The 23833-nt window shown below is 70.6% G+C and carries 21 protein-coding genes and 1 pseudogene; 7 read left to right on the forward strand and 15 right to left on the reverse strand.

Annotation, left to right across the window (positions count from 1 at the left end; all coding sequences use genetic code 11):
• Positions 1-11 precede the first annotated feature (11 nt).
• The 3 genes from OG741_RS09035 to fxsA form a co-directional block, all read right to left on the reverse strand.
• Positions 12-722 (reverse strand): aminoglycoside N(3)-acetyltransferase, encoded by a 711-nt coding sequence (locus OG741_RS09035; RefSeq protein WP_405596286.1) that lies wholly within the window; start codon positions 720-722, stop codon positions 12-14.
• Positions 723-996: 274 nt separating this feature from the next.
• Positions 997-3204 carry a radical SAM/SPASM protein FxsBH, inactivated beta-hydroxylase extension form gene (gene fxsBH / locus OG741_RS09040; protein WP_405596287.1) on the reverse strand — a complete coding sequence of 736 codons (2208 nt, stop codon included), beginning with the start codon at positions 3202-3204 and terminating at the stop codon, positions 997-999.
• 9 nt (positions 3205-3213) lie between these two features.
• Positions 3214-3378 (reverse strand): FxSxx-COOH cyclophane-containing RiPP peptide, encoded by a 165-nt coding sequence (gene fxsA / locus OG741_RS09045; protein ID WP_266478029.1) that lies wholly within the window; start codon positions 3376-3378, stop codon positions 3214-3216.
• A gap of 231 nt (positions 3379-3609) precedes the next feature.
• Between fxsA and OG741_RS09050 the strand changes: the two genes are divergently transcribed.
• Positions 3610-4512 carry a DUF4231 domain-containing protein gene (locus tag OG741_RS09050; protein ID WP_405596288.1) on the forward strand — a complete coding sequence of 301 codons (903 nt, stop codon included), beginning with the start codon at positions 3610-3612 and terminating at the stop codon, positions 4510-4512.
• Between the two features lie 12 nt (positions 4513-4524).
• On the opposite strand, the gene OG741_RS09055 is transcribed toward OG741_RS09050, so the two are convergent.
• From OG741_RS09055 to OG741_RS09065, 3 genes are all read right to left on the reverse strand, one after another.
• Complete coding sequence (locus OG741_RS09055; RefSeq protein ID WP_405596289.1) at positions 4525-5004, reverse strand: hypothetical protein; 480 nt, start codon at positions 5002-5004, stop codon at positions 4525-4527.
• A gap of 126 nt (positions 5005-5130) precedes the next feature.
• Positions 5131-6033: a S1 family peptidase gene (locus tag OG741_RS09060; RefSeq protein ID WP_266478023.1), complete on the reverse strand. Its 903-nt coding sequence runs from the start codon at positions 6031-6033 to the stop codon at positions 5131-5133.
• A gap of 459 nt (positions 6034-6492) precedes the next feature.
• Positions 6493-7752: a DUF5685 family protein gene (locus OG741_RS09065; protein ID WP_405596290.1), complete on the reverse strand. Its 1260-nt coding sequence runs from the start codon at positions 7750-7752 to the stop codon at positions 6493-6495.
• 249 nt (positions 7753-8001) lie between these two features.
• Here OG741_RS09065 and OG741_RS09070 point away from each other — a divergent pair, with 249 nt between their 5' ends.
• On the forward strand, positions 8002-8436 hold the full coding sequence (locus tag OG741_RS09070; RefSeq protein ID WP_405596291.1) for a cell division protein SepF: 435 nt from the start codon (positions 8002-8004) through the stop codon (positions 8434-8436).
• Positions 8437-8488: 52 nt separating this feature from the next.
• Here OG741_RS09070 and OG741_RS09075 read toward each other — a convergent pair whose 3' ends face one another.
• Both OG741_RS09075 and OG741_RS09080 read right to left on the reverse strand, forming a co-directional pair.
• Positions 8489-9679 carry an acyl-CoA dehydrogenase family protein gene (locus OG741_RS09075; RefSeq protein ID WP_389370850.1) on the reverse strand — a complete coding sequence of 397 codons (1191 nt, stop codon included), beginning with the start codon at positions 9677-9679 and terminating at the stop codon, positions 8489-8491.
• Between the two features lie 80 nt (positions 9680-9759).
• Positions 9760-11397, reverse strand: a complete 1638-nt coding sequence (locus OG741_RS09080; RefSeq protein WP_405596292.1) for an MFS transporter — start codon at positions 11395-11397, stop codon at positions 9760-9762.
• 432 nt (positions 11398-11829) lie between these two features.
• Here OG741_RS09080 and OG741_RS09085 point away from each other — a divergent pair, with 432 nt between their 5' ends.
• Positions 11830-12807: a phosphatase PAP2 family protein gene (locus tag OG741_RS09085; RefSeq protein ID WP_405596293.1), complete on the forward strand. Its 978-nt coding sequence runs from the start codon at positions 11830-11832 to the stop codon at positions 12805-12807.
• An 88-nt stretch (positions 12808-12895) separates the two neighbouring features.
• On the opposite strand, the gene OG741_RS09090 is transcribed toward OG741_RS09085, so the two are convergent.
• On the reverse strand, positions 12896-13111 hold the full coding sequence (locus tag OG741_RS09090) for an I78 family peptidase inhibitor (RefSeq protein ID WP_405596294.1): 216 nt from the start codon (positions 13109-13111) through the stop codon (positions 12896-12898).
• Between the two features lie 418 nt (positions 13112-13529).
• On the opposite strand from OG741_RS09090, the pseudogene OG741_RS09095 reads away from it, so the two are divergent.
• Positions 13530-14141, forward strand: a pseudogene (locus tag OG741_RS09095) (cbb3-type cytochrome c oxidase subunit I); the annotation flags it as partial.
• 54 nt (positions 14142-14195) lie between these two features.
• On the opposite strand, the gene OG741_RS09100 reads toward OG741_RS09095, so the two are convergent.
• The 5 genes from OG741_RS09100 to OG741_RS09120 form a co-directional block, all read right to left on the reverse strand.
• Positions 14196-15152 (reverse strand): helix-turn-helix transcriptional regulator, encoded by a 957-nt coding sequence (locus OG741_RS09100; RefSeq protein ID WP_405596295.1) that lies wholly within the window; start codon positions 15150-15152, stop codon positions 14196-14198.
• A gap of 328 nt (positions 15153-15480) precedes the next feature.
• On the reverse strand, positions 15481-16272 hold the full coding sequence (locus OG741_RS09105) for a hypothetical protein (RefSeq protein WP_405596296.1): 792 nt from the start codon (positions 16270-16272) through the stop codon (positions 15481-15483).
• On the reverse strand, positions 16272-17555 hold the full coding sequence (locus OG741_RS09110; protein ID WP_405596297.1) for a glycosyltransferase family 4 protein: 1284 nt from the start codon (positions 17553-17555) through the stop codon (positions 16272-16274). Before OG741_RS09110 ends, OG741_RS09105 begins: the two co-directional genes overlap by 1 nt.
• Before the next feature lie 54 nt (positions 17556-17609).
• Positions 17610-18890 carry an ABC transporter substrate-binding protein gene (locus OG741_RS09115; protein ID WP_405596298.1) on the reverse strand — a complete coding sequence of 427 codons (1281 nt, stop codon included), beginning with the start codon at positions 18888-18890 and terminating at the stop codon, positions 17610-17612.
• On the reverse strand, positions 18868-19389 hold the full coding sequence (locus OG741_RS09120) for a hypothetical protein (RefSeq protein ID WP_405596299.1): 522 nt from the start codon (positions 19387-19389) through the stop codon (positions 18868-18870). Before OG741_RS09120 ends, OG741_RS09115 begins: the two co-directional genes overlap by 23 nt.
• Before the next feature lie 105 nt (positions 19390-19494).
• Here OG741_RS09120 and OG741_RS09125 point away from each other — a divergent pair, with 105 nt between their 5' ends.
• From OG741_RS09125 to OG741_RS09135, 3 genes are read left to right on the forward strand one after another with little or no spacing between them, the layout of a single operon-like run.
• Positions 19495-19917 carry a hypothetical protein gene (locus OG741_RS09125; RefSeq protein ID WP_405596300.1) on the forward strand — a complete coding sequence of 141 codons (423 nt, stop codon included), beginning with the start codon at positions 19495-19497 and terminating at the stop codon, positions 19915-19917.
• Between the two features lie 4 nt (positions 19918-19921).
• Positions 19922-22588: an ABC transporter permease subunit gene (locus OG741_RS09130; RefSeq protein WP_405596301.1), complete on the forward strand. Its 2667-nt coding sequence runs from the start codon at positions 19922-19924 to the stop codon at positions 22586-22588.
• Positions 22585-23244: an ATP-binding cassette domain-containing protein gene (locus OG741_RS09135; RefSeq protein ID WP_405596302.1), complete on the forward strand. Its 660-nt coding sequence runs from the start codon at positions 22585-22587 to the stop codon at positions 23242-23244. Before OG741_RS09130 ends, OG741_RS09135 begins: the two co-directional genes overlap by 4 nt.
• Here the strand turns inward: OG741_RS09135 and OG741_RS09140 are convergent.
• A complete protein-coding gene (locus OG741_RS09140) occupies positions 23231-23737 on the reverse strand; it encodes a transglycosylase family protein (protein ID WP_405596303.1) in 507 nt (168 codons plus the stop codon). The two genes, OG741_RS09135 and OG741_RS09140, sit on opposite strands and share 14 nt — an antisense overlap.
• Positions 23738-23833 lie beyond the last annotated feature (96 nt).

The following is a 23833-nucleotide window of genomic DNA, read 5'->3' on the forward strand; positions in this document are numbered from 1 at the left end:
CGTTCAGTCAATCAACACCGCTTTTCGGTCATCCAGCGCTCCGCATGGTCGACCGCTTCCTTGATCGAGAAGAACCTTGCCGGTCTTCCCCCCAGTTGTCCCTTCTGCTCCATGCCCCACGCGAAGGCGGCGCCGATCGCGCCGAAATCGCTGTCGTCAAGTTCGATGTCTTCGTACTCGGTCCATTCCTTACCCCCACCAGGTCGCTGCACCACACAACGGTAGGTCCGGGCAGGAGCACGGGTCTTGTATTCGGCGAGATGGAATGCGGTGCAGACATCGAAATCCACATTGATCATCAACACCTGGGCCCGCGCCCGGTACAGGGCTCCGAGCGGCGAGTCCTCGCCGAGATGCGAGGTCAGTGGATGTACGGCGAGCAATTCGGCGGCCCGGCGTCCCAGCGCGGCGAAAGAGGTCTGCGGATGTGCGCTGCGCACGGCCCCTTCGGCGGTCCGCACGGACTCGGCCAACCGGCCCATGCCCTGGCTGGGCGTCGTCGCGGCATCGAAGGCCGGCATTTCCGCCCGGAAGGCCGCCGACTGCTCGGGTGTCATGCCGCGCACGCGGGCCCGGTACGAGGGCGAGGTGTCGGAGTTGCCGGCGGTGAAGGCGGGCACCACGAGCGTGCCGTTCTCACCCAGCACCTCGATGAGCGCGTCACGGAGGGCTTCCGCCCGAAGTCCGGTGGCGCGCAGGGAGGCATGGACGAGCAGCGTCATGCCGTCCTGTACGCCCAGCCCCCGTAAGGACCGCGTCAGTCCTCGCAGGGACGGCGCCAGGGCGCTTCTCAGGGGGTGTCTTTCGGATCTTGCCGGGCTCGCGTGCCCTGGCACGCACTCCCCCGTAGCCCTTCGGGCACGGGAGGTGCCCCCATGCCGCGTTGTCGTCAGTCGCCGACGCTCCGCGTCGGCTCCTTCCTCCGCCTTGCGATCGCACGCACCAGACCCCGCTCCCTGATCCGGCCTGATCCAAAAGACACCCCCTAGCCCGCCCTCACCCACGGCCGGCCTCTTTCCAGAGTTCGTCCAGCAGGCGCTGCCCGCCGACGGTCAGCTCCGCCGCCCGCCCCAGGGTCTCCAGCGCGCGCTTGGCCTCCTCGGCCAGGTCCGGCTCGAAGGCCGCGAGCCCCACCCGCTCGTACGCCCCCGCCAGCAGCTCGGACACCACGACCGGTTCGTCCTGCCAGGGCGCGGGGTGGCGCCACCAGCCGTCCTGCGCGTACAGATCCGTGACGTCGAGCAGCGCGTGCAGCCGGGCCCGCCGAAACCCGCGCAGCAGCGCGGGCGCGAGCTCTCCGGGCGTGGCGGGCAGGGCGATACCGAGCGCCCCGAAGCCGTGCAGGCGCGCCGTCGGCTCGCCCGCGGCCAGCGGGGTCAGGGTGGTCAGACAGTCCGCGAAGTCGGTCGCCTGCTCCGGTGCGGCCCGCCGCAGCAGGGCCCATGCCTCGGCCAGCCGCGCGCCCCACAGGGCCGCCTCCCGCGAGCCGAGGCGCTCGCGTACCGGGACGCCGAAGCAGTCGCGGTACGGGTCGAGGTCGTCGAGCCGCAGCGCGGGCCCGCCTTCGGCGGCGAGTGTGCGGACGGGCCGCCAGTCGGCGCTCTCCTCGGTGGTGTCCACGTGGCGCGGCTCGCGCCCGTCCACGCGCACCAGGAGCCCGTTGCCGACGGGCCGTACCTCGGCCTCGCCCCGCCGGTCCGGGCCCGTCAGCCGCAGTTCGCCGAGCGTGGGAAGCCGGAGCGTGCCGCTCTCGTACGGCACCCGGACGGGGACGTCGAGCCCGCCCCGTACCACTGCGGCGGCCAGGTACGCGGGCAGCCGCAGAGCGAGGACGGGCGCCTCGGGCAGCCCGTCACGCAGGGCGGCCAGGCAGGCCTGCAGCCAGGTGTAGGTGTAGGGATGGCCGTAGACCGCGTCGAGCGCGTCGGAGCGCCCTTCCAGAGCGGACGCCAGCTCCCAGGCCTCGTCCCAGGCTTCGCCGCCGCGCCCGTCGAGTTCCGCATGGACGTCTGCGAGCAGCATGCGCGTCAGGTCCTGGTGCTCGGCCATGAGTACGCCGGGGTCCGTGACCGCGAGAGAGACCGTCGATGCGGCCGTGCGCTGCTCGATGCCCCGGATCAGTGCTTCGAGGTCGGTGCAGTACACGGAGGTGTTGTCGAAGTCGTTGCGGGAGCTGTAGCGGTGGGTGTAGAGGCCGCCGCCGCAGGACCGTACGACGGGGCACTGCCGGCAGGTCGCGCTGACTCCCGCGAGCCCCAGTTGGCGCGCCCTGACACCGGGATGGGCTGCGACAGCGTCGAAGGGGTGCGTGAAGACGTCGAATCCGGTCGCTGCCGCGCCTTCGTAGGCGCTCTTGAGCGAGTCGACCTGCTCCAGGGTGCCGTCGGTTTCCACGACGACGAGGTCGGTGGGGGCAAGGCCGAGGGATTCGGTGAGGCTGGGGCCGCCGCTGAGGGTGGAGAGCACGGACTCGAAGAGCCGTACCGGCACGTTCCTGCCCTGCTGGTTCCAGCGGTCGAAGATCGCCAGGATCCAGTCGGCATACGCGGTGGGTGAGCCGTCGGGGCGGGCGGGCGGGTCGTCCCAGGTGCCGTGCGGCAGGAGGAAGTCGATCCGCGGGGGTTCCAGCTCGGTGAGCGCGTCGTACACGGCGATCGGGTCGTTGGCCACGTCGATCGTGCAGAGAAGACCGAGGTAGAGATGGCGATAGCGGTCCTGCCTGAGCAGGTCGACGGCTCTGAGGACCAGGGGGTGGCTGGTGCGGCCGTCGGCGAAGCGGCGGTGGCGGTCGTTCGCGGCCTTGTCGCCGTCGAGGGAGATCCCGACCCTGACGTTGAACTCGCTGAAGAGGTCGAGATACGAGCGGCTCAGCTGTAGGCCGTTCGTATGGATGCGAAGGTCGAGTCCGGCGACGGGGTCGAGTGCTCTTGTGAGCTCCTCACAGACGCGTCGCAGTCGTGCGGGCCCCGCCAGAAGAGGCTCCCCTCCGTGCAGGATCACTGACACGGAGGGCAGGGCATGGCTCTTGGCATGCTCGGCCAGTCGCAGAGCTGTCCAGGAAATCGCTTCGTCAGAGATTGCCTTCGGGCGGGTACGCCAGCTCTGATCAGCGTGTTCGTAGATATAGCAATGGTCACATGCAAGATCACATCTGCTGTGGACCTTTAAAACGATCTCGCGGAATGGGACCAGGGGTCCTGTCATTCCGCCAGTCTAGAGCGCGGAGTTGAAGGTGGATGCACGCAGAGAGCGGTCGGTGGCGGCCGGGAGGACCCGGGCGAGCTTGCTCGCGGCATCGGTGCCACGCACATCGATCTGTGCCAGTGGAACGCGATTCTTCTTCGCAGCGGCGAAGGAGGCGGAGGTCTGAAACGTCATGGGGGCCGTCCTTGATGTTGTGTCCAGCACAGATACCATGCACCGTTGCGATGCCGGCGGCACGACTTTACTCTCATGGCCACTCGCAGCAACTCAGCACGTGGATACGCAACAAAAGAGTTGCGGCGCATTCTCTCAGGACGGCACGGAACAAGCCATTCCGCCTAAAGGGTGAAGACAAAACTGCAGACGGGGGTGCACATGACCGGTTTTACCGGCCCACTGCAAAGCATGGTCTTCCGTAACACTGATCTGCCGGTTCTCTACCACCACACCGACTCCATAGCGATCGCGCGCCAGCGTGAGGCCGTGGGCGCCACGCGCTACCAGCTGCTGTTGCTGGTGGCGGGTGCCGCTCTGGCCGCGCTGCCGTCGTCGCTCAAGCTGGGCTCCAGCTTCCAACTCCCCGGCGCCCTCAGCGCGTTGGCATACGCCGGGGTGCTGATCTTCAGCTATCGCTCATCGCGTTGCAGAGCAAAGTCGCATTGGCAACTCAACCGCTCCGCAGCGGAGTTCATCAAGTCACTGTGCTGGCGGTACTCCGTCCACGGAGCGCCGTTCGACTCGCACTCCACCGACGCCGACGCGTTGTTCACCGTGAGGCTGGAGGAGGGACTGGGGGAGCTGACCAAGGTCGGCTGGGAAGACCCCCGCACCAGCGTGCCCAAGGTGGCCGCCGGGGAGCTGATCACGACACCCATGCGGCAATTGAGGGCCAAGTCATTCAGTGTGCGCAAGGAGACCTATGTGAGGGACCGCCTGATCGAACAGCGCAATTGGTACCACCGGCGCGCAGAGATATCCCGCCGCGCCACCCTTCTGTGGTCCGCGTCCATCGGACTGCTCACGATGCTCGCGCTCTTCCTCGCCCTGCTGAGGACCTTCTCGCTCGCCGAATCGGTCGATCTGGCGGGCCTGTTGTCGGCAGCGGCGGCCGCGTGTCTGGCCTGGAGCGAGATCCGTCGCCATCAACCACTCATCGCCGCACACTCGTTGGTCGAACAGGATCTGGCGACGATGCACACGGCGATGGAGAGATCCGTGAGCGAGGTGGAGTGGCCGTCAGCGGTCTATGAGACCGAGCGCATCGTGTCCCCGCAGCACACGGACTGGCTGGTCAGACACCGGAGTTGAGGGCCACTTCCGTCACAGGCGCTCCAGACCGTCGCGCCAGATGACCGTGACGGGCTTGCCCCGGTCTCGTGCGTAACGGACGATGTCGCCCGTGCCGCCGAGGCCGCGGGCGGGGTGGCCGTCCCAGACCGCCAGCAGCCGGTCGCAGTTGTCGGCGATATAGGCGCCCGCCGCGTAATAGGCCTCGTCGGTGGAGTACGGGAAGGCCAGCTGGATCTCCCGGCTGGCAAGGCCTCTGAGGTACTGGAAGCGGGCCAGCTCCCCGGGGACGGTGAAGCCGTCCTCGTAGTCCCCGCTGGGAATCACCACGGTCAGCTCGGCCCCGCAGTCCAGCGCTACGTCGGCGAACAGCTGGTCGGCCCCCGCAGCAAGGCTGGAGAGGGCTTCCATCGAACCCTGATGGCCGCACAGAACGGCGCGCATTCCCGCGCGGATATGGCCGTACGCCTCGGTAGGGATGCCCCTGTGGCCGGTCACTCCGATGCGTTTCACTGACCGCAACCCCCGTCCCTCCACGCCCGACCGCCCTCACATCCTCTCAAATGGGGGCGCGACGTCGAGCCCCCGTCCTGTTATACGGACGAGGGCTCGACTGCTGCCGGCTGCACAAGTGGTGCGTCAGTAGACGCTGACCCCATAGGCGCTGAGCGCTTCGGTCACCGGCTGGAAGAACGTCGTACCGCCGGAGGAGCAGTTGCCGCTGCCGCCGGACGTCAGGCCGATGGCCCGGCTGCCGGAGTAGAGCGAGCCGCCGCTGTCGCCCGGTTCGGCGCAGACGTTGGTGCGGATCATGCCGTAGACGATGTCACCGCCGCCGTAGTTGACGGTGGCGTTCAGCCCGGTGACGGAGCCGCAGTGGGTGCCGGTGGTGGAGCCGCGGCGGCAGACGGACATGCCTACGGTCGCGTTGGCGGCACTGGTGATGTCCTGGCTGCCGACCATGCCCGGGTGGGAGAGCGAGGTGTTGGAGTACCTCACGATGCCGTAGTCGTTGCCCGGGAAGCTGGATCCGGCCGTGGGGCCGATGCTCGTCGTGCGTGAGGAGTTGGTGTACCAGGGCGGGTTGCCGTCGGTGCAGTGACCGGCGGTCAGGAGGTAGTAGGTGCCGCTGCTGCTGCGGACGTTGAAGCCCAGGGAGCAGCGCCAGCTGGTGGCGTAGATGGCGTCGCCGCCCGAGATGAGCTTGGAGAGCTTGCCGGCGGTGCGCTCGATGCGTATCGCACCGGCATTGGCCCCGGCTTCCTTCTTGATCTTGGCGATCCCGGCCTGGGAGACGGTGCTGTCGGCCGTGACGACCAGGGTGTTGGTCGTCTTGTCGACGAGCCAGGCGGTGCCTGCCACATCGGCGTCGAGTACGGCGTCGCTCGCGGCGCTGAGCTGGGTGGCGCTGAAGGTTTGTGCCTGGGTTGCGTTGGCGGCGGGGACGGCCAGCGCGGCGGCGGTGATCAGGCCAGTGGTGACGGCGAGCAGACGCAAACGTCTCGCCATGCCACTGCGTGGGGTGGTGCGCTTGATCCTCACTTGTCGTTCCTCCATAGGGGAATCGGGGGCCCGTTGTGGGGTTCGGGGCCCGTGAGGCGCAGTCATGGAGCACGGGGGACGTGTTCGAGTTCCGGACACGACGTGTTCCTGACAAGCGCTGTTCGGGAGTATTCGGTGCGCCAACATCCCGCGCAAGGGCATCTTTCGGCCGCTCGCACACGCACGACGTACGGCCCCGGCAGCTCGGTGGCTGCCGGGGCTGTGCCGTACGTGTCCGCCCGTAAGACGGGCCGGCCGCCCGGAAGGTTCCGTTCACCGTCGTACGAGGTCGCAGCGATGCCCAGGACGGTTACGTCTGCCCGCCCCGAGACGGATTCGGCCGGTGAGTGACTTGCCATCGGCCGCGCGACCGTCCTCGTGCGCGACGGTCGGCGCCACCTCGTGGCCGTCCTCGCGCCCCTCCCGGGGGCGGCCGGAATTCGCCCTTCCGCCGTCCGGTCAGCAGCCGTCGCAGGGGCAGCAGCAGTCGCAGCCGTCGCAGTCGCAGTCCCGGCAGCAGCCCTCGCGCTTCTTGCGGGACCAGGGGCCCTCGTACTCCTTGGCGCAGCAGATCTGGCAGGTGCAGAACAGCCCGGTGAAGACCGCGCAGCCCGCCCAGAAGCCGCGCCGCTTGGGCTTGGGCGGTTCACCGCCGAACTGCGGAGGGAGCCCGCCAGGACCGCCGGGGCCGCCCGGCGCTCCCGGGTTGCCCCCGCCGTAGGGGTTGTTCGAGCCGTACGGTCCCTGGCCGTGCGGCCCCTGACCGCCGCCCTGATAGGGATTTTGCGGGTCCTGCGGCGGCCCGAACCCCTGGTGCGAGCAGGTCGTGGTGCCGAAGGCACGGTTCACCGAGGTCCGCAGCTCATGGGCGAGCAGCACATGCACCAGCCTGTCGTCCACGAATCGCGCGTCGCGCAGCGCGAGGCGTACCCCGTGCACCGCGTCGTCGGCGAGCCTGCGCGCCTCGCCGAGCGAGGTGCCGGTCGCCGTGAGCGGGTTCCAGGCACCCGACGCCGCGTCAGCTTCCCTGTCCTCGACGGCATCCAGCAGATGCGCGAGCCGCCCGAAGAGCTTTCCGGCCTCGGCCAGCGGCGCGATGTTCTCCGGCCGCCCGGCCAGTACGGCGGTGTGCGCGAAGGCGGCCGCGGTCGCCGTCTCGGTCGGCTCGGTGACCGTGAGCAGCGGGGTACCGGGACCGGCCAGCGCCTCGATGCCGCTCTGGCGGTCGACCGCGTCGAGCAGCACCGCCGTGTCGAAGCCGAGTTCCGCGCCGGTGCGGGCGCCCGCACGGTCCCAGCCCGCGGCGATCTTGCGGGCGGTGGCGGCCACGGGCCTGCGGGCCAACACCCCGTCCCGGTCGACGACGTGGTCGCGTATCTTCGCCGACGCCAGCACCAGCGAGACGGCGGCCGCCAGCCGTGCTCCCTCGCCCAGGGCGACGGGCGCGGTGCGCATGGCGCGCAGCGGGCAGGGGCCTGCGGTGCGCCGGGACGCGGGGGTGCGCTCGGTCTGAGCCTCCGTCAGAACCGAGACGATCAGGCCGTCGTAGTTGGTCACGACCCGGGCGAACTGGCCGTGGTCGGCGCGAAGTGCCAGGCAGAGCCCGCAGAGATGGGCCATCCACTCGGTCTTCAGCCCCTCGCTGAGCCGGTGTGTGCATGGCCTGACGATTCCGAACACGACGGTCCCCCGAGAGTCGTTCGACAGTGCGGTGCGCATCGTACCGAGCAATCCGTTCACCCGTACGCCCCACGATCACCCGTCTGGCCCGACTTTCATATTTTGGGCTCGCCACGCCCCGTACGCAGCAGGAATCTTGACGAATCGCCACATGTTCTGCACCAGTACCGTCACGAATCCCCTGCGCGGCGACTATCTACTTGGCGCGCGATCCGCATTATGGACGACGATAGGGACGCGGAACGGAAGAAGACCGCAGTGAGCGGACCGCAGTGAAAGGAGGCGTCCATGGGATCTGTGCGCAAGGCGAGCGCCTGGCTGGGACTCGTCGAGGACAGTGACGAGCGTTACTACGACGACGAGTACGCCGAGGGTGCGGAGTCGGGTGAAGCGTGGGTCACCGACCCGCGGGTGCGCGTTGCCTCCGAGGCCGCCCAGGAAGAGGGCCGGCGGATCGCCACGGTGTCGCCCTCCAGCTTCCGGGACGCCCGCGGTATCGGCGAGCTGTTCCGCGACGGCGTCCCGGTCATCGTGAACCTCACGGCCATGGAGCCCTCCGACGCCAAGCGCGTCGTGGACTTCGCCGCCGGACTGACCTTCGGGCTGCGCGGCTCCATCGACCGCGTCGCGACCCGTGTCTTCCTGCTGAGCCCCATGGACACCCAGGTGGTCAGCGGGGAAGCCGCGGGTCGCGGACAGGACGGATTCTTCAACCAGAGCTGAGCTGGGGGCACCTCCCAGCGGTAGCTGGGGGAGCCCGTCGGCCGCTGCCGGGTCACCGGAAAGCGTCGAGGCCGGTGAGCGCCTTGCCCAGCACCAGCTGGTGCATCTCGACGGTGCCCTCGTAGGTGAGCACCGATTCGAGGTTCGTCGCATGACGCATCACGGGGTACTCCAGCGAGATTCCGTTCGCACCGAGGATCGTGCGCGCGGTGCGGCAGATCTCGATCGCCTCGCGCACATTGTTGAGCTTCCCGAAACTGACCTGCTCGGGCCGGAGCTTGCCGGCGTCCATACGGCGGCCCAAGTGGTGGGCGAGCAGGATGCCCTTGTGCAGTTCGACGGCCATGTCCGCGAGTTTGGCCTGGGTGAGCTGGAAGCCGCCGATCGGCCTGCCGAACTGCTCGCGCGTCTTCGAGTACTCCAGGGCCGACTCGAAACTCGACCGGGCGGCCCCCATCGAGCCCCAGACGATTCCGTAGCGGGCGTGCGTGAGACAGCCCAGCGGCCCCTTGAGGCCGGTGACCTCCGGCAGTACGGCGTCGGCGGGCAGCCGCACCTCGTCCATGACCAGTTCGCTGGTGACGCTCGCGCGCAGCGACCACTTGTGCTTGATCTCGGGTGCGGAGAAGCCGGGGGTGTCGGTCGGCACGGCGAAGCCGCGAATGCCCTCGTCGGTCTGCGCCCAGACCACGGCGACGCCGGCCACCGAACCATTGGTGATCCACATCTTGCGGCCCGTCAGTACCCAGTCGGAGCCGTCGCGTTTGGCGAAGGTGCGCATCCCGGCCGGGTCGGAGCCGTGGTCGGGCTCGGTGAGGCCGAAGCAGCCGATGATCTCGCCCGCCGCCATGCCGGGCAGCCAGCGCTGCTTCTGCTCCTCGGAGCCGAAGCGGTGGATCGCGTACATGGCCAGCGAGCCCTGGACGGAGACGAGCGAGCGGATGCCGGAGTCGGCGGCTTCCAGCTCAAGACAGGCGAGGCCGTACTGGACGGCGGTGGCGCCCGCGCAGCCGTAGCCCTTGAGCGACATGCCGAGGGCGCCGATCGAGCCGAGTTCACGGGCGAGTTCGCGGATGCCGGGGAGCTCGCCGCGCTCGTACCAGTCGGCGATGTGCGGCAGGACGCGGTCGGCGGCCCAGCTGCGGACGGTGTCGCGGATCGCCAGGTCCTCGGGGTCGAGCAGATCGTCGATGCCGAGGGGGTCGCTCGGATCGAAGGGCGCGGGCTTCGAGGGTGCGGACATGACATGGCCTCCGACGGCGCTCACACAGCGGAACACGAAAACTAGCAGTGTTAGTTACGGGCTCCGCCCGACGTTACGACTCAGTGTGCCGCGCGTCCAGACCCGGTCGCTTCGGCGGGCTCACGGCTCGCCGGGAGCGAGACCTCCGGGCGCCTCGGCGCCGGGCACTTCTCGGCCGCGGCCGCGCACTCCATGACCCTCGGCAGCCGCAGCGCGGCGAGCGCGCCGAGCAGCAGCAGACCGGCGCTGACCAGCAGCGTGACATGGAGACCGTGGACGAAGGAGTGGCGGGCCGTGGAGCGCAGCATCTCGCCGCTCGACCCGCCGAGGCGATCGGCCACCTGATAGGCCTCGCCCAGTGAGTTCGACGCTGCCGAGCCCGCCGAGCCGGGGACGCCGTTCAGAGAGGTCAGGGCGGGCGCGTACGCGGCGTTCATGACGCTGCCGAGCAGAGCGATGCCCATCCCGGCGCCGAGCTGGTAGGAGGTCTCACCTATCGCGGCGGCCCCGCCCGCCTGGTCCGGCGGGGCCTCGCTGAGCATCGACTCGTATGCGCCGAAGAGCGTCGTCTGCAGTCCGAAGCCGAGCAGGACGAACCCGGTGGTCAACAGCCAGGGCCGGTCGTGCTGCCCCATAAGGGTGAGCAGCAGGACGGCCGCCGCCGTCAGGACGAAGCCCCAGGCGACCATCCGGCGCGGGCCGACGCGGTGCAGGGTGTGGGAGCCGGTGGCGCCCGCGGCCATCGCGGCGAAGGTGAGCGGCAGCAGCCGCAGGCCCGTCTCCAGCGGGCTGAGTTCCAGCACCAGCTGGAGGTACTGGACGGCGATCAGCTCCAGGCCGACCAGCGCGAGCATCGCGAGGATGATGCAGCCGACCGAGGTCGAGAACGTGGCCCTGGCGAACATCCGCATGTCGATCAGCGGGTGTTCGCGGCGCCTCTGGCGGCGTACGAACAGGGCGAGCAGTACACCGCCCAGCAGCAGCGGCCCCACGGCCTTGACATCGAGAACGCTGTCACCGGCGCCCAGGCGCTTGACGCCGAGGACCGCGCCGAGCACGCCGCCCGCGGCCATCAGCGCACCGAGCACGTCCCAGGGCCCGTCGGCGCCACCGCGGGATTCGGGCAGCAGCCAGCGCCCGACGGGCAGTATCAGCGCCATCAGCGGGATGTTGATCAGGAAGACCGAGCCCCACCAGAAGTTCTCGACGAGAAAGCCGCCGAGGACCGGGCCGGTGGCGGCGCCGACCGCGGCAACGGCGGTCCAGATGCCGATCGCCATGGCGCGCTCACGCCGGTCGGGGAAGACCGCGCGGAGGATCGAGAGCGTCGCGGGCATGATCATCGCGCCGCCGACGCCGAGCAGGGCTCGCGCACCGATCAGTACTTCCGGGGTGGTCGCGAGTGCGGCGACCGCCGATGCGAGGCCGAAGATCCCGTAACCGATCAACAGCACACGGCGACGGCCGAAGCGGTCACCGAGCGTGCCGAAAAGGATCAGCAGCGAGGCGCAGATGAGGGGATACGCGTCCACGATCCACAGGAGCTCGACCCCGGTGGGGCGCAGATCCTCCGTGACGGCGGGGACGGCGACATGCAGCACGGTCGCGTCGAGCGCGACCAGCAGCAGGCTGATACAGAGGACGACAAGAACGACCCAGCGGTTGGCACCGCCGCCGACGGCACGCAGTCGTGCTCCGGCCGTGGTCGTCCCGGACATGTACGTACCTCCCAATGAGTCCCTCGCGCTCGGCGGGCCTGCCCGGGACGGTGCTGCTGTTCCACAGGGCGGTCCGGCATCGACGGGCGAGTGAGCCGTCAGAGTACGCGAGTTCCGGCGCCCGGCGCGTGGTCAAGCTCTCACCTCTGTGAACACGGACGTGTGGCGTGCGCCACGCCACGCCCGGCACGGAAGTGAATCTTGAATGGTCCGAACGGGGGGAAAATTCCACACGGGGCGGCGGTGAACTAATATTTGCGGCACCGAAAGACCCCGACGTGACCCGCTCCTGAGCAATATGGCTAGCGGCTTGCGGGATTTCCGAATTGGCCCGGAATGAATCCCGAACTGAGAGATAGTCCACATCACATCGTCATCACAAAGCCCCTGGTTCGGCCTAGTCGCACACTCACTCGCTGTAACGTCGATTGGGTGCGTACCGACATCTTTGCCCGCCTGGACCGAGAGCCGGAACCGCCGAAGATAGAGATCCCGCGGATGAGCCGCACGCGTCTCACGCTCTTCGGCGGGACGTTGGCGTTCTATCTCGCCATCGTCGTGGCGGTGCTCGCCCCGACCTGGCTGGTGACCATGGACTGGAAGGTCATGCTCTTCCGGCCCTACCAGCAGTGGCCGGAACTCCACGCCTTTCTCGACTACTTCGTGGTGCTCGGCCAGCGCGGACCCACAGCCGTGATGGTCGCGGCCTGGCTGGGCTGGCGCTCCTGGCGTCAGCACACGCTGCGCCCCCTCCTCGCGCTCGGCGCCGCCCTGCTCCTGCTCAACGCGACGGTGGGCGCCGTCAAGATCGGTCTCGGCCGCCTCGGCCCCCACTACGCGACGCAGATCGGTTCCGCCGAGCTCTTCGCCGGCGGCGATATATTTCCCTCCGGGCATACCGCGAACGCGGTCGTGACCTGGGGAATCCTGGCGTATCTGGCCACCACTCCGCGTGCTCGGCGCTATCTGTCGGCACTGTCGGCAGTGGTCTCCCTGGGTGTCGGCCTGACCACCGTGTACCTCGGTACGCACTGGCTGAGCGATGTGCTGCTCGGCTGGGCGGCCGGGCTGCTGATCCTGCTCGCGCTGCCCTGGTGCGAGACCCTGATCGGCACGGCGGAGGCCTGGATCCTCTCGCTGCGCGAGCAGTGGCGTGCGCGCCGCCGGCTCGCTCCCTCGCTGCCGGTCGCCGCCGGCGGCCTGACGCCGGGGATATTCCCGCAGCGTGGGCCCTCGGGAGAGCAGGAGCCCGCCCGCGAGCCGGTTGCCGCCGTCGGCGGCCGCCCCACCGCGCGCACGGCCACCCAGCTCGACCGTCAGAGACCGCACACGGTGCGTTCCGAGCGGATGCCGGTCACGCCCTCGGGCAGCCGCCGCCCGCCCACGTCACGCCCCGTCACGGGCGGCTGAAGCCCGGCCGCTCGGCTGCGTACGGCGAAGGCCCCGACCATGACGGCCGGGGCCTTCTTCGCATGCGGTCGCCCGTATCGCGGTCCTGTCAGCCCGGCCAGCAGCGGATGACCGTGCCGCCCTCCACCTCGAAATTGAGCCGTCCCTCCAGATACTCCATGGTGATGATCGCGCCCGGCGGCAGCGTTCTGACGGTGGTCCAGCCGCGCTCGCGGGCCAACTGCCCGGCGCTCTCGGCTTCGAGGCCGACATACGACGCCGGGGCGTCGTCGGGCTGTGCGGGAGGGGTCGGTATCGGTGCCATGACACCCACCGTAGGCGGGAGCGGACGGTGACGGAAGCCGGGACAAGGAGTGCTTCAGCAGCCTCGTGTACGCCACCGGTCACGCTTCTGTCACAGGATCCCGACACACGTTCAGCTCAAACTCTGTCACTCGAACGAGCAGTTCCACGCCACCCGCGCGGTAATTCCACACGCCTTGCCGATCATGCTAAATTCCGCTCTGGAATTGCCCGGGGCAGGCGCCCGAGGGTGAATTGACGGACTGTGGAGAATTCACCGGTTCCTTACAGAATCCACCCTCGCGTTCGAACGGTGTCGCCGCAGTGGACACATCCCGCCGGGGACACACCCTGTCGGAGTGGACATCGCGGCGAGCATCATGGCCCCAGCCCGATACCGAAGACACGAAGCCCGAGCCGCGGACAGCGAGGGGGCAGGGATGGGTACGGAGACCGCCGAGGCAAAGGCCGAGCCGGCGCGGGACCGGCATCCGGGCCGGGTGGTGGTGGACTGGCTGACCACCACCGACCACAAGAAGATCGGGCACCTGTACCTGATCACCTCGTTCGTCTTCTTCCTCATCGCCGGCCTGATGGCCATGATGATGCGCGCCGAGCTGGCCCGTCCCGGGCTGCAGCTGGTGAGCAACCAGGAGTTCAACCAGGCCTTCACGCTGCACGGCACGATCATGCTGCTGCTCTTCGCGACCCCGACCTTCGCGGGCTTCGCCAACGAGATCGTGCCGCTACAGATCGGCGCGCCCGATGTCGCCTTCCCGCGGCTGAACATGTTCTCGTACTGGCTGTTCCTCTTCGGCGGGCTGATGGTGATCGGCTCCCTGCTGGTGCCGAGCGGTCCCCCGGCCTTCGGCTGGACCGCCTACGCGCCGCTCAACGGCCTGGAGCGGTCCCCCGGCATCGGCGCCGACCTGTGGATCATGGGCCTTGCCCTCTCCGGCTTCGGCACGATCCTGGCCTCCGTGAACTTCCTGGCCACCATCATCGGGATGCGCGCGCCCGGCATGACGATGTTCCGGATGCCGATCTTCACCTGCACCACCCGGAGTTCGCGGCCATCGAGCACGATGTCGCGGAGGCGGGAGAGATCAGCCGAGAGCCCGGGACAGGCGGTCCCGGACCGTCCTGATGTGCTCGGTCAGCTCCTCGGGCTCGACCACCTCGAAGTCGACGCCCATGAGCATCACATGGATCACCAGCACGTCCAGGCTCGCGGCCCCGGTGCGCAGCAGACAGGTCCGCTCGTCGACCCCTTCCAGGACGCCGTCGGACGGTCCGACGACCTGGGCGGCCAGTTCGGCGGAGGTGTGCAGCCTGATGACCGCCTGGGCGGCGTAGGCGTGCGTGGAGACGCCCTTCGAGACATACGCGGCCAGATCCTCGGCCGGCGGGGTACGCGGGGCGAAGCGCGGGCCGTGCGGCGGCTTCGGGGTGATCCGGTCCGCCCGGAACGTCCGCCAGTCACCGCGGTCCAGGTCCCAGGCGACCAGATACCAGCGGCGCTCGGTGCACACCAGACGGTGGGGCTCGACGCTGCGGCGGGTGGCGGAGCCGCCGTGGTCGCGGTACTCGAAACGCAGCCGCTCGCTGTCGCGGCAGGCGTTGGCCAGCTCGGTGAGGACGGAGGGGTCGACCTGCGCCTGCGGGGCCCGCATCATCGGCACGGTGAACGCGTTGAGCGCGCCCACGCGGCGGCGCAGCCGGTTCGGCAGCACCTGCTCCAGCTTGGCCAGGGCGCGTACGGAGGTCTCGCCGATGCCCTCGATGCCCTGGCCGGCGGCGGTACGCAGACCGACGGCGACGGCCACCGCCTCCTCGTCGTCGAGCAGCAGCGGCGGCAACTCGGCCCCCGCGCCGAGCTGATAGCCGCCGCCGGTGCCGGGGCTGGCGTTCACCGGATAGCCGAGCTCGCGCAGCCGGTCGACGTCGCGCCGCACGGTGCGCGGGGTGACGCCGAGCCGGTCGGCGAGGTCGGCGCCGGACCATTCGCGGTGGGCCTGGAGGAGGGAGAGCAGGCGGAGGAGTCTTGCGGAGGTCTCCAACATGGGGTCGAGTCTGGCAGGGGTTGCGGACGGTTTCTGTCCGCGAGGTGGGGCGGGGGCGGGGGGCGCCTGCGGCGGGCCTTGTCCCCTACCCGCCCCTTCCCGAACTGGGCTCCGCCCCAGACCCCGGTACGCGCTTCGCGCGTGTCCTCAAACGCCGGACGGGCTGAAAGGTGCGGCTCAGCCGCACATTCCAGCCCCGCCGGCGATTGAGGCGTGGTCCCGGACGCGAAATTCAGCCCCGCCGGCGATTGAGGCGCAGGGTCCGGGGCGGAGCCCCGGTCAAGGGAACGGGCGGGGTGGGGAACAAGCCCCGCGCAGCGGTCCCCGCTCAGCGCGCCGCAGTGAGGCGCACGCACAAGTCGTTGTCGACCGTGTAGCACGGCTCCGCGAACTGCCCCGTCTCCGTCCGCTGCTTCGGGTACACGAAGACCTTCCTCCTGTCCCAGACGTCGTCGAGCACGCGGGACACCCGCACCGCCGCGGCCCCTGCCGCCGGGACCAGCCACAGGTCCCACCACTGGTCCTTGCCGCCCGACGCCTCGGCCAGCTGGGCGAACGGCAGGGTGAAGCCGAAGGCCCCGTCCTCGCCCGTCGCCGGGACCCGGTGCACCAGGTCGCCGCCGCGCAGGCGAGCCTCCGCGGCGGCTCCCTCGCCCAGTTCGGCTCCGTACAACCGGCCCTCGACCGTCATCGCGCAGTGCTCCGGCACCAGGCCGATGTCCCCGGCCTCGGCGTGCGGGGCGCGCACCCAGCAGCACAGGGCGAGGCTGCCACCCACCGTGGGATACGGGACGCGTGCGGCGATCCGGTCGGTGTCCGGCCTGCGGTCGAGGAGTGCCCGGACGTCCCGGATGCCGGACTCGACCGGCCGGTCCCCGGCATACGCGTCCCAGTGTCCTTCGGCCAGTTCGGCCTTCCCGGGCAGTACGGCACGCGAAGTCCCGTCACCCGACGGCGTGAGCGGCAGTCGCGTCTCGTCCCGCTCTCCCTCGCCGCCACGCCGCTTCAGCACGAGTTCGGCGTCGGTCGCGCCGACGCCCGCCAGGTCGAAGGTGACGGCACCCGCCGCGTCGGCGAGACAGTCGGCGCGCGGAGTGCGCCGCTCGGTGTCCGTGGTCATCAGGACTTCTTCCCCTTACGGATCGCGTCGGTTGCCCGGTAGCGCGCGGAGTAGATCCCGTCGTACAGCGCGCTCCTGCTGCGGCGCAGTGTGTCGCGTACCGCGCCGCGCCAGAATCCGCGCCCTTCCTGTCCGGCGAGCTCGGTGAACAGGGCCTCGTGGCGCTCGGCGATCCGCGCCGGGTCGAAGCGGGCGGAGGCGGCGAGCGCCGCCTGTCCGGTGCGTCGGCGCAGTTCGTCGTCCTCGATCAGCGCGATGAGGGAGTCGGCGATCGCGTCCACGTCGCCGACCGGCACAAGACGGCCGTCGACGCCGTCCTCGATGATCTCGCCGGGCCCGTGCGGGCAGTCGGTCGAGACGACGGGGACACCGCAGCGCATCGCCTCGACGATGGTCATGCCGAAGGACTCCCGGCTGGAGGTGACCGCGGCGATCGAGCCCTTGACCCACTCCGGCTCCAGCGGGTTGGCGGGCCCCATCAGGTAGACGTGGTTGTGCAGTTGGCGCTCTTCGACGAGGGCGAGCAGCGCGCTTTTCTCGTTGCCCGTCGCGTCTGGGCCCCCGTAGATGCGCAGCCGCCAGTCGGGGTGCGCGGCGACCACCTTCGAGAAGGCCTTGACCAGCAGGTCGTACCGCTTGACCTTGGTCAGCCGGCCTGCCGCGACGATCCACTTGCTTTTGTGGTCCACGGGCGCGACGGTCGGCGCGGGCACGCTGTTGGGCACGGAGACGACCCGTACGCCGGGCAGCTTCAGCTGGGCGCGGTAGCCCCGCGCGTCCGCCTCGGTGACGGTGGTGACCGCGTCCAGGAGCGGGTAGCGGTGCCCGATCTCGCGGCGCAGCCGGTGGCCGTGGCTGTCCAGCGTGAGATGTTCCTGGGCGATGCGGACCGGGCCGCGGCGGGTCTGGCGGGCGATGTGCACATTGAGCCCGGGGCGGGTGCCGACGACGACATCGGCCCGCAGGGAGCCGAGATGGGCGGCGATGCGGGCGTCGGTGAGTCGGCTGTACTGCTTGTAGCGGCCCTCGCCGCGCGGGAAGACCCGGGCGGGCCGTTTGTAGTCCGGGTGGTCGCCGTCGTAGCCGGGGCTCTTTGCGCGCAGATCCACGAGGTGCTTCATGGTGACGCCGGCGGGCGCGCCCATCATGGGTTCGTCACGGTGACGGAACACGGAGACGATCTCGACGTCATGACGCTGGGCCAGGATCCGGGCGAGGTTGAACGTCGTGCGGATCGTTCCGCCGATTCCGTACGCGTTGTGGAGCAGAAAAGAGATGTGCATGCGCCGTAGCGACCCCCGTTATTCGTCTGTTCAGTTACGGACTGTACTTGTCGGCTAGGGCCGATACGGGAGCTGGGGCACGGTGTAGCAGTTCTTCGTCATGTCGCCCTCGGTGACCCAGCCCTTGCCGTCCCGCCAGCGTGCGACGGACAGACAGGTGTGGCGGGTCTTCGGCGGCTCGGCCAGTTTCTCGAAGACCACGGGCAGCAACAGGCCGCGAGCGGTGTACGGCTCGGGCCGGTTGACGAAGCGTTCGACGCAGTCGCGGGTGAGATCGGCCCCGCACGAGCGGGCCGCGTCGGTGAACCACATGGCGGCTGCCCAGCCCTCCAGCTGCCACTGGGAGAGCTGACGGCCCTTCATCGCCTCACGGAATTCACGTACGGCGGGCTGGTTGACGTCCTCGTAGTTGCGGCTCGATCCGGTCACCCACAGGGCATTGCGGCAGCTCGGCGCGTTTTTGAAGTCCTTCGGTACCGAGGAGTCCCAGTTCTGCACGTTGGTGACCTTGGCGGTGACATGCACGCCGACGGCGTCCATCGCCTCGCACAGCTGGGCGTTGCCGTGGGTGTCCATCGCGTCGAAGACCAGGTCGGCGCCCTGCTGTTGGAGGTCTGCGGCGACGGCGCGGAAGTTCGGCAGCGCGAAGTCGACCTGTTCGGTGACCACGCGATAGCCCTCGGCCTTCAGGCCCTGGGTGATCAGCCGGGCGTACGCGGCGGACGAGGCCTGGTTGTAGGAGACGACGGCTGCGGTACGGGCGCCCTGGGTGGTCTTGAAGTAGCGGTGGACCTCCGTGCCGCCGTACAGCGTGCCGTGCCAGCCGGGGGCGTCACCGGTGCGCGGGGCGAGGCTGCCGTAGATCCCGTACAGATGCGGATAGGTGTCGTACGCGGGGCCGATCGGCTGACCGCCGATGTCGGGGACGCCCGCCTTGGCGACGAGGGGTGCGCCCGCGTAGTCGAGTGCGGTCGTCGCGACGAGCGCGAAGACCTTCTTCTCGTCGACCAGCTTGTGCACGCATTCGTTGTTGCCGACGCCGCTGCCGCCGTCGTCGCAGGTGATCACCTCGATACGGCGGCCGTCGATGCCGCCCTTCGCGTTCAGCGCCTCGAAGTAGGCCTTGGCCCCCTCCCCCGGGCCGGAGAAGGCGGCGCCGCCGACCGGGCTGGTGGCGCTGCTGATGATCCCGATGCGGATCGGCTGGGCAGCGCTACTGCGTACGGGTGGTGCCGAGCTCTCGAAGGCGCTCTCGGGCAAGCGGCTGCCGCAGGCGGCGCTCCCGGTCAGGAGAGCCGCGAGCAGCAGGCCTTCAGCAGCCCGGCGCGGCCGCATTGCCGCTGAGCTTGACCAGGGCGCACAGGGCCTTCACGGAGACCTTCCAGGTCTGGTCCTGGTAGACGGCCGCGCCCTTGGTGCCTGGCAGGGCCGGCGCGCCGGCGACCAGCAGGTCATAGGTGACCGTGGCCTCGGTGGGCGAGGTGAACTGCACGTCCGTGACCTTGACCGAGGTCTGCGCGGCGTTCTTGTCACCGCTGAACGCGGCGAGCAGCGGACGCAGCAGCGCACCGTTCTCCAGCACCTTGACCTTGGCGTCCGTGGCCGCCTTGGGGTCGAAGAACGTCGTCCAGTTCTTCTCGATCTCCGCCTTCGCGGCCGCGGGGTCGGCCGGGCCGTTGGCGGCCGGTGCGCTGCTGGAGGGCAGGGCCGTCGCGGTCGGCGTGGCCTTGGAGCCGCCGCCGTTGTCGTCCGAGCATCCTGCCGCGGCCGGTACGAGTATCAGGACCGCGGCGGCCGCCCATGCCGCGGTTCTCTGGTGCCTGACATGGACCATCTGGCTCACCACCGGTTGTCGGCTTCCAGCGTCTGTCGGTTCAGGGCATAGTGCAAGGAATCGCCGTACATCACCAGACCATCACCAGACCGGGAGGGCCGCGCGATGCCGACGTCCCGACTGCTGTGGTGGGGCGGGCTCGCGGCGGCCGCGGCGGGCGCCGTGCTGTCCGTGATCGGCTGGTACGGGGTGTCCGGCGAGCGCTTCGCCGAGCGGCAGATCCCCTATCTGGCCTCCTGCACGGTGCCGGGTGCGGCCCTGCTGGTGGCCGGGGCGGTGCTGCTCGCGGCGGCGGGGCGCATGGCCGGGACGGGTGGCCGGGAGGAGGCCGTGGCTTCGGCGGCGGCCGTTCCGTCTCCGGATGTGCCGCCCTTCGAACCCCCCTCGTCGGACGGGCCGGTGGTGTGCGTACCGGGCGGGACACTCGCGCACCGGCCCGACTGCCCGCTGGTCGCGGGCAAGCCGGAGGCGGAGCCGGTCGGCGACAGAGTTCTGGACCCGTGCCCCGTGTGCGAGCCCCAGGTCTGAACACGTGAGCTCGCTGACGTACGACCTCACCCTCGCGGGGCTCGCGGTCGGCAGTGCGGCCGCGCTCACGGGGATCGGGCTGATCGTCACCTACCGGGCCACGGGTGTGCTGAATCTGGCGCAGGGCGCGATCGCGATGGTCTGCGCGTATGTACTGCGGGAGTTCGCGGTGGAGTGGGGCTGGCCGCTGCCGCTCGCCGCCGCCGTGACACTGCTGGTCGTCGCTCCGGGGATCGGACTTGTCCTGGACCGGCTCGTCTTCCGCCCGATCGCGGTTCTGGAAGAGGACCCGGCGCGCGCCCTGGTGGCGTCCATCGGTGTGTTCGTCCTGCTCGTCGGGGGCGCGGCACTGCTGTGGGGCAACGGCGCGCGGTCGGATGCGCCGGAGCTGCTGCCGGACGATCCGTGGGTGCAGCTCAGTGCCGTGCTGCTGCTCGCCGTGCTGGTCACGGCGGTCACCCGGTGGACCCGTTTCGGCCGTGAGCTGCGCGCGGTCGTCGACAACCGCGCGCTCGCCGCGCTCGGCGGGATCGACGCGGACCGGGTGTCGGCGGTGGGCTGGGCGTTCGGCTCGTTCACGGCCGGTCTCACGGGTGTGCTGCTCGCGCCGTACGTACGCCTCGATCCCTACGGGCTGCCGCTGCTGGTCGTCGAGGTGATCGCGGTCGCGGTGGTGGCCCGGATGCGGAGTCTCGCGGTGGCCGTGGCCGCCGCCCTCGCGATCGGCGTGGCGCAGGCCCAGCTGACGCGGCTGCATCCCTCGGGGTGGGGCGAGCAGCTGCTCCAGGCGGTGGGGGCGAACCTCTTCGTGGTGGCACTTCTGATCGCGGCGCTGATGCTGCCGGGGGTGGGGGCGCAGAGCACGCTGGCGCGGGCCGCGTCGCCCGCGGTACGCGTCCCCGGCGTCGTCTGGCTGGTGGCCGGGATCCTGTTCCTGCTCCCGCTCGGCTTCGCGGGCAGCGACCTGCACACCTCGATCCAGGTCCCGGCGCTGGCGGTCATTCTGCTGTCGCTGGTGGTCGTGACGGGGCGGGGCGGACAGATCTCACTGGGCCAGGCGGCGTACGCGGGCCTCGGCGCGCTCTTCACGGCACTGCTGGCGGCCGGGCGCTTCCCGGGTCTGCCCGCGATGCCCGAACTGCTCGCGCTGGTCGTCGCGGTCCTGCTGGTCGCGCCCCTGGGACTGCTGACGGGGTGGCCCGCGATCGGCCGCCACGGCCTGGCGCTGGCCCTCGCGACGCTGGCGGTGGGGGTGGGGGTGAGCCGCTTCGTCTTCGCGCAGCCGTACGCGACCGCCGGGCTCTCCCTGTCCCGCCCGACCGGCCTGACGTCCGACCGCGCGTACTACGTGGTCGAACTGGCCGTCCTCGCCTGCGCGCTGCTCGCCGTCTCAGCACTGCGGCGGGGCCGCACGGGCCGCGCGCTGGCGGCACTTCGCGACCACGAACCCGGGGCGTCGGCGGCCGGTGTGCGCGTCGCGTCCCTCAAGCTCCTGGCCTTCGTCCTCGGCGCGGCCCTTGCGGCCCTGGGCGGCGGCCTGCTGGGCATGGGGGTGCGCGCCTTCGACCCCGAGGCGTACGACCCGGTTCGCGGCCTGCTCTGGTTCGCCGCGGTGGTGGTCCTGGGCGCGGACAACCTCGTGGGCCCGCTGGTGGCGGCAGCGCTCCTGGTGGGCCTGGACGCGGGCACCCGCGGCGGCGTGGCAGCGGCGGTCATCGGCATCCTCGCCGTCCTGATCGGCCGCTTCCCGGACGCCCCGAACCGGGCCTTCGGGCGCCTGGGCCTGACGACTTCCCGCCACGGCCATGCGCGACTGGCGACGGGGGTGGCCGGGGCGGGGGTCGCGTCGACCGGACGACGGGGGCGTGGCGCGGGCCGCGTCGCGGCCGCACCGACGGCCGGTCCGGCACCGGCCCCCGGGCCCGGGCAGGTCCCTCGCACCGGCGGAGCCGGGAGCCGAGCGCCCGGCAGCGGCGCCGGAAAGCCCGGCCGCCCGGCCCGTGGTGGAGCCACGCGTCCACCCCCCGCGCACACCCTCGTCGCCCGTGGCGTGCGGCTGCGGTACCGCGACTTCACCGCCCTCGCCGGCGTCGATCTCGTCCTTCCCTCCGGCCAGATCACCGCCCTCATCGGGTCCAACGGCGCCGGAAAGACCACCCTGTTCAACTGCCTCTGCGGGACGCTGCGGCCCGATCGCGGGAGGGTCGAGCTCGACGGGGTCGACATCACCCGGCTGCCCGAGCACGCGCGCACGCGGCTCGGGATTGCCCGGACCTTTCAGCAGCTCGCCGTCTTTGCTTCGCTGACCGTCGAGGAGAACGTACGCATCGGCGCCGAGCAGGGGCACCGGCGGGATCCCTCCGCCGTCGAGCCTGTCCTGCGGCTGCTCGGGCTCGACGGTCCCGTGCGGGATCTGCCCGCCGCCGGGCTGTCCACCGGTGCCCTGCGGCGCGTCGAGTTGGGGCGCGCGCTCGCCGGAGGGCCGCACACGCTGCTGCTCGACGAGCCCGCCGCCGGGCTCGACGCCGTCGAGGCGGAGGCCCTCGCGCGGATTCTCGGCGCGCTCGCCGCGGACGGGATGGCCGTGCTCGTCGTCGAGCACGATCTCGATCTCGTCGCGCGCATCGCGCAGACCGTGCATGTCATGGAGGCGGGGCGGATCGTGCGATGACCGTCGAGATCGAGCTGCGCGCAGCCCGCGTACGCTACGGCCCCCTGGAGGCCCTTCACGGCGTCGATCTTTCCGTGCCCGCGGCCGCTCTCACCGTGCTGATCGGGCGCAACGGCTCGGGCCGTACCACCGCGCTGCGTGCCCTCGCGGGGACGGTGCCGCTGTCCGCCGGGCGGGTGGTGTGGCGCGGCACCGACGTGAGCGGCCTGCACGCCCACGAACGGGCCCGCCGCGGGCTGTGCTTCGTACCGGATCTGCGTGCCGTGTACGACACCCTCACCGTCGCCGAGAACCTCGAACTCGCCGCGCCGGACGGGGACTTCGCCCGTGCCGTTGACGGCTATCCCGCCCTGCGCCCGCTCCTCGCCCGCGGCGCGGGCACCCTCTCCGGCGGGGAGCAGCGCATGCTCGCCGTCTCGCGCGCCCTGCTGATGCCCGCCCGCGTCGTCCTCCTCGACGAGCCCGCCCAGGGCATGTCACCGCCCGTCGCGGCCCGTACGTACGAGCTGCTGCGCGCCCTCGACGCGGCCGTCGTCGTCGCGGAACAGCGTCTGCCACCCGGAATCCGCGACGGCGGGAGGCCGGTCCTCGTCCATGAACTGCGCCGCGGCACGGTGGCGTTCAGCGGAGAGCCCGCCGAACTCACCCCCCGATAGCCAGCATCATGCCCACCTGCAGCCGGTCCGGCGAGCTCCCGACGACGGCCTTGTTGGCCGCGTAGAGGGCCGGCCAGCCGCCCTTGATCCCGAAGCGCACCGCGATCGAGGAGAGCGTGTCCCCCGGCTGGACGGTGTGGACGCGGCCGTGGAGGCCGTATCTCGCGGAGCAGACGGGCCAGGCTGCCCAGCCCTGTGTACGCAGCACGTTCTCGGCGACCGTGATCTGCTGCCGCCGGGTCGCGAGGTCGGCGCGCGGCGCGTACCGGAGACCGCCGTACTCGATCCAGGTCGGCTGCCAGAACTGCAGCCCGCCGTAGTAGCCGTTGCCCGTGTTGGCGTCCCACCGGCCGCTGCTCTCGCACTCGGCGACACAGCTCCAGGGCCACCCGGACGAGGCACAGTCGGTCGTCGTGGCGTACGCACCGCCGTGTGGTACGAGGGCCAGAAGTACGGCCACCAGCGCCGTAGGCCACCATCTGATCTTCGACATCGGGCCACGCTAGGCAGCGCGGCCGGGCGAGAAGCGGTGCCGCGCCCGGGCTGCGGGCAGCCCCACCCGGTCGGACCCGGGCGGGGCTGCCGGAGC

Source organism: Streptomyces sp. NBC_01410, assembly GCF_045040195.1.
Lineage (GTDB): Bacteria > Actinomycetota > Actinomycetes > Streptomycetales > Streptomycetaceae > Streptomyces.